Source organism: Sivoneniella epilithica UHCC 1019 (assembly GCF_040830845.1).
Lineage (GTDB): Bacteria > Cyanobacteriota > Cyanobacteriia > Leptolyngbyales > Leptolyngbyaceae > ULC077BIN1.
This window is the reverse complement of the sequence record NZ_JBFPDP010000104.1, coordinates 1-3,445: the sequence shown is the minus strand read 5'-3', so window position 1 is coordinate 3,445 and position 3,445 is coordinate 1. Positions and strand designations below refer to the sequence as shown.

General features: G+C 45.4%; 5 protein-coding genes. All 5 read right to left on the bottom strand.

What is annotated here, in order from left to right:
• Positions 1–479: hypothetical protein (locus AB3R30_RS26780; RefSeq protein WP_458652253.1), on the bottom strand; the 479-nt coding region annotated here is incomplete at its 3' end.
• A gap of 67 nt (positions 480–546) precedes the next feature.
• A complete protein-coding gene (locus AB3R30_RS26775; protein ID WP_458652252.1) occupies positions 547–1,377 on the bottom strand; it encodes a BRO-N domain-containing protein in 831 nt (276 codons plus the stop codon).
• Positions 1,370–1,765: a hypothetical protein gene (locus tag AB3R30_RS26770; RefSeq protein ID WP_458652251.1), complete on the bottom strand. Its 396-nt coding sequence runs from the start codon at positions 1,763–1,765 to the stop codon at positions 1,370–1,372. The genes AB3R30_RS26775 and AB3R30_RS26770 overlap by 8 nt, the downstream gene beginning before the upstream one ends.
• 94 nt (positions 1,766–1,859) lie before the next feature.
• Complete coding sequence (locus AB3R30_RS26765) at positions 1,860–2,840, bottom strand: protein rep (RefSeq protein ID WP_458652250.1); 981 nt, start codon at positions 2,838–2,840, stop codon at positions 1,860–1,862.
• 344 nt (positions 2,841–3,184) lie between these two features.
• On the bottom strand, positions 3,185–3,445 hold a 261-nt coding region (locus AB3R30_RS26760; RefSeq protein ID WP_458652249.1), incomplete at its 5' end, for a hypothetical protein.

The window sequence follows — 3,445 nt, the reverse complement described above, 5'->3', positions numbered from 1 at the left end:
GCTCTAGTAGCTTGTAGTAGCTCGTCAGGTGACTTACCTTTCTTAGGATTTGAGCTTTTCCAATGACTTAGAGTGGAGCCATCCATATTGAGTCGTTTTGCTAGTTCACCTACAGAACAAGTTTCGGCTCTACTCGGTAGACACTGCACTTTAACTGCCTCCACTCTATCCAGTCGTTCTGCCAAATGCCTCATCTCATCAGGTAGGCTACCAAGTAGATTACCGCTTGAATTACTTCTTTCTGCTGCCATTGCTAGCTCAGAAACTCTAGCCGCTAACTCTTCAAACTGCTCTATCCTTACAAAACCTGAATAATCTACCTTTTGAGCTACCAGTATGTCTACTTGAAAATATTCAGAGAGAATCACTATGAGCGCTGGTGAGTCACCTTTCAGGCTACGTTCAGTGATAAAAGCTTTAAGGCGATCGTCTAGCTCTTTAGGAAGGTATGTCGCAACTCTGCGATTTTCAGTAGGCATTCTAGTAGCTCACTTGTGTGTCACTAACTCAGTATAGTGGCTAGAGTAGAGTCGTTCAATCTAGCCACTATACTGAGTCGCCTAAGTCGGACGCAGGGGGAAGCTGTTTAGGCTTTTCCATGACCAAGGCGATCGCGTTATCCAAAATGTCCAAATGGTCTTCGTTGTAACAGAAGACCATTCGTGTCGTTCCGTCTACAAACTGTTCGCGCTTTGGAGGATCTGCGTTGTCGTTTGCAAGTCGGTAGAGCTTTGCTGCAACACGCCCCATCTGTTTAAGTTGACCTGAATTAGGTCTATAACCTAAATCTCTAGCACGATCCGATATGGGAATTTCTTGACGAACACTACCAGGTTGAGACTCTGTTTTCAGCCTGCCCTTAAGAATAATATCTCTAACCATATCCTTGACAGCCAACTGTGTGCGCTCATCTACACCGCCAAGTTCGTACATCAAATCCAAGCCAGTCCGGATGTTGTTAATACGAAGCTCGTCAATCTCGTTGGACAGTTTTAACGTCTGGAGATCGGTATTGCCAGCATTTACGGAACCTAAAGAGTAGCTACCTGTTTTTCGGATGGATGGCAAAACGTCTTCATAGACCCATTTCTGAAAAGGGACAGCTAAAGGACTTTCAGATCGGGCAATTAAAGCATAGAGACCAGGCTCATAAAGAGTCGTTAGCTCTTGTCGTCCACCAGGGGTATTAATCTGTTTAATCCCCTTCCACTCAACAGGCACTTTTGACAAGTAATTTGTAACGTTGTTACGAGCGCCCTCTCCATAAAGAACTAGAACCACGTCACGAGCCACCCACTCAGGCACCTCAATTGTTCCGACAAAACGAACCTCTAAGCCCTCAAACTGAAAGGGTTGTAACTGCCCAGATTCACTCATACTGTCCTTTTAGCAGGTTATTAATCTCAGAACTCAGACTAGGCTTAACTTTCAGATTTCTAACTAACCGCTCAGGTTGAATCTCATAGCCAGCCCTAAGCAAATCCATCAAACGCACCATAGCTCCATCTTTTGAGGAATAAATAGCAATTCCCGTCAGATCTATGACCTTTGAATTTGTTACAGGGCTTTCTAGCCCCTCTTCATCTAAAACTCTAGCAATCTCCAGTATTTTTTCCGCAAGAGCAACTGGAACCCTTACAGGCTTAGTCTTCCCGTACCTCCATGTTGGTTTACCACCAGCGCCTTCCCGTTTTCCACCTCTAGTAGTCATGCCAACCTTCTGACGCTGTAACAGCATCAATGTTTGATAGTGTAACAGAACCATTCTAAAACGCTTTGTCAAACCTTGAATTTAAGTAGCTCACTGAAGCTCACTTTTTAACTCACTGAGATTTTAGCATAGTAGCTCTCTTGATAGGCTACTCGTAGTTCACCATTCGATACTTCTGATCGCGCCTCTTCCACCCGAAATAGAGTGAGCTACCTTCTTGAGCTTCTGGTGTATCACTCTCACCTATCAGATCTTTTGGCTCCTCTTCTAGCTCTCTGAGATACTCTTTTAAAACCCCACCCGTCGCAATACTTCTCATTTTGTGCATTTGCCGGGTTAACTCTAAAAACCAACCGCGATCGCTCACCAGATCACTCTCTTTTACGCAATATTTTAATAGCTCAGGAATCAGTTCCATTGGTCTATCCCCCTGCTTGACCGCCTGCACGTCCAAAATGGGGTTATAGTCCAGCCGCATTGACTTACGCCACATTGCGACCCACTCAGATTGTTTTACATATTTTCTACCAAAGTAAGAACTAGGGACTAAGAGCAAACAGTGGAAATGAGGGTGACTACTGCCATCTCTACCCCTGGTCACTTCTGTAGAACGCAGCCATCCCTCAGCCGGAAACGCTTTAAGTTGCACCAGTCGTTGAAATCCCTTATTCATCTGTTTGAGGGTATCTCGTAGCTCTGTGATGGGTGCATTCTTCTGGGTAAGAGTTAGGAATAGCCAGCGATGGGTAGGATGCTCCTCGACGACCTTTGGTAGCACCTTATAAGCTTTTGCCTTCCACATCAAAGAGCGTCTCCACTGGCAAACAGGGCAATGTCTCACCCTACAAAATTTGGCAGACCGCAGCTTCAGTTTCAGCGTGTCATCATCTTGCAACGCTAATCCAAAACCAAGCAACTCAGAGCAGTAGTGAACTCTATCCCCATAGGATGAAAATTCACTACCTCGATAAAAGCCTTCCACCTTATCAGCGAATGAACGATGTTTGTCCCAAGGCTTATCGCTGGGACTAACTTCTGATAAAGCAGGTTGCTGATTGTTGGAATCGTCAGACTCACAGGTTATGCTATTAGCATAGACCTGTAAATCTGACCCATCAGGATCAGACATGCAAAACCCGCGTATTCGATTGTGTCGTAGTAAACCAATCGTATGCGGGTTTTGAGCTTTAAACTATTAATTTTTTACTGTCCCCAATCGCCCAACTCCTTTCACTGACGGGATAACACCGATTCTCGCGAATCAGAGTTATCCCTAATAATTCAAGTGAAGGTCGCTTCGCGTTTTTGAAGTGCGATCGCACTTACTTCTCCAAAAACGCGAAATTTCACGGATTCAGAGAAGACCGCTCGCCGCGTGGCATATTCCAGGGGGATGCTATAAAAAACTCTGTGAGGGCTGAATCGTGGTGCATCCCCCTGGAATAGCCCAAGAGTATAGCGTTCCCCTGCCCGTCAACCCTCTTCGCTACGCTCCGACCCTAACGGGCTAACGGGGTTGACTTGATCTGAATCCACTGCATTAAAAGGCAGTAGCTCACTTTGAGACTCGGAAAGTAAGCCACTAGGTAGATCACGTTCAGGCTTGAATCGCATAATCTCTGAAACATAAATCCACCCGATGCCATCCGGGTCTTTAGCTCTAGTAGCTTGTAGTAGCTCGTCAGGTGACTTACCTTTCTTAGGATTTGAGCTTTTCCAATGACTTAGAGTGGA

What these genes read in the sequence shown, in the direction of transcription:
- AB3R30_RS26765 (WP_458652250.1), bottom strand. Translation starts at nt 2,840, where the DNA reads ATGTCTGATCCTGATGGGTCAGATTTACAGGTCTATGCTAATAGCATA.
- AB3R30_RS26770 (WP_458652251.1), bottom strand. Translation starts at nt 1,765, where the DNA reads ATGGTTCTGTTACACTATCAAACATTGATGCTGTTACAGCGTCAGAAG.
- AB3R30_RS26775 (WP_458652252.1), bottom strand. Translation starts at nt 1,377, where the DNA reads ATGAGTGAATCTGGGCAGTTACAACCCTTTCAGTTTGAGGGCTTAGAG.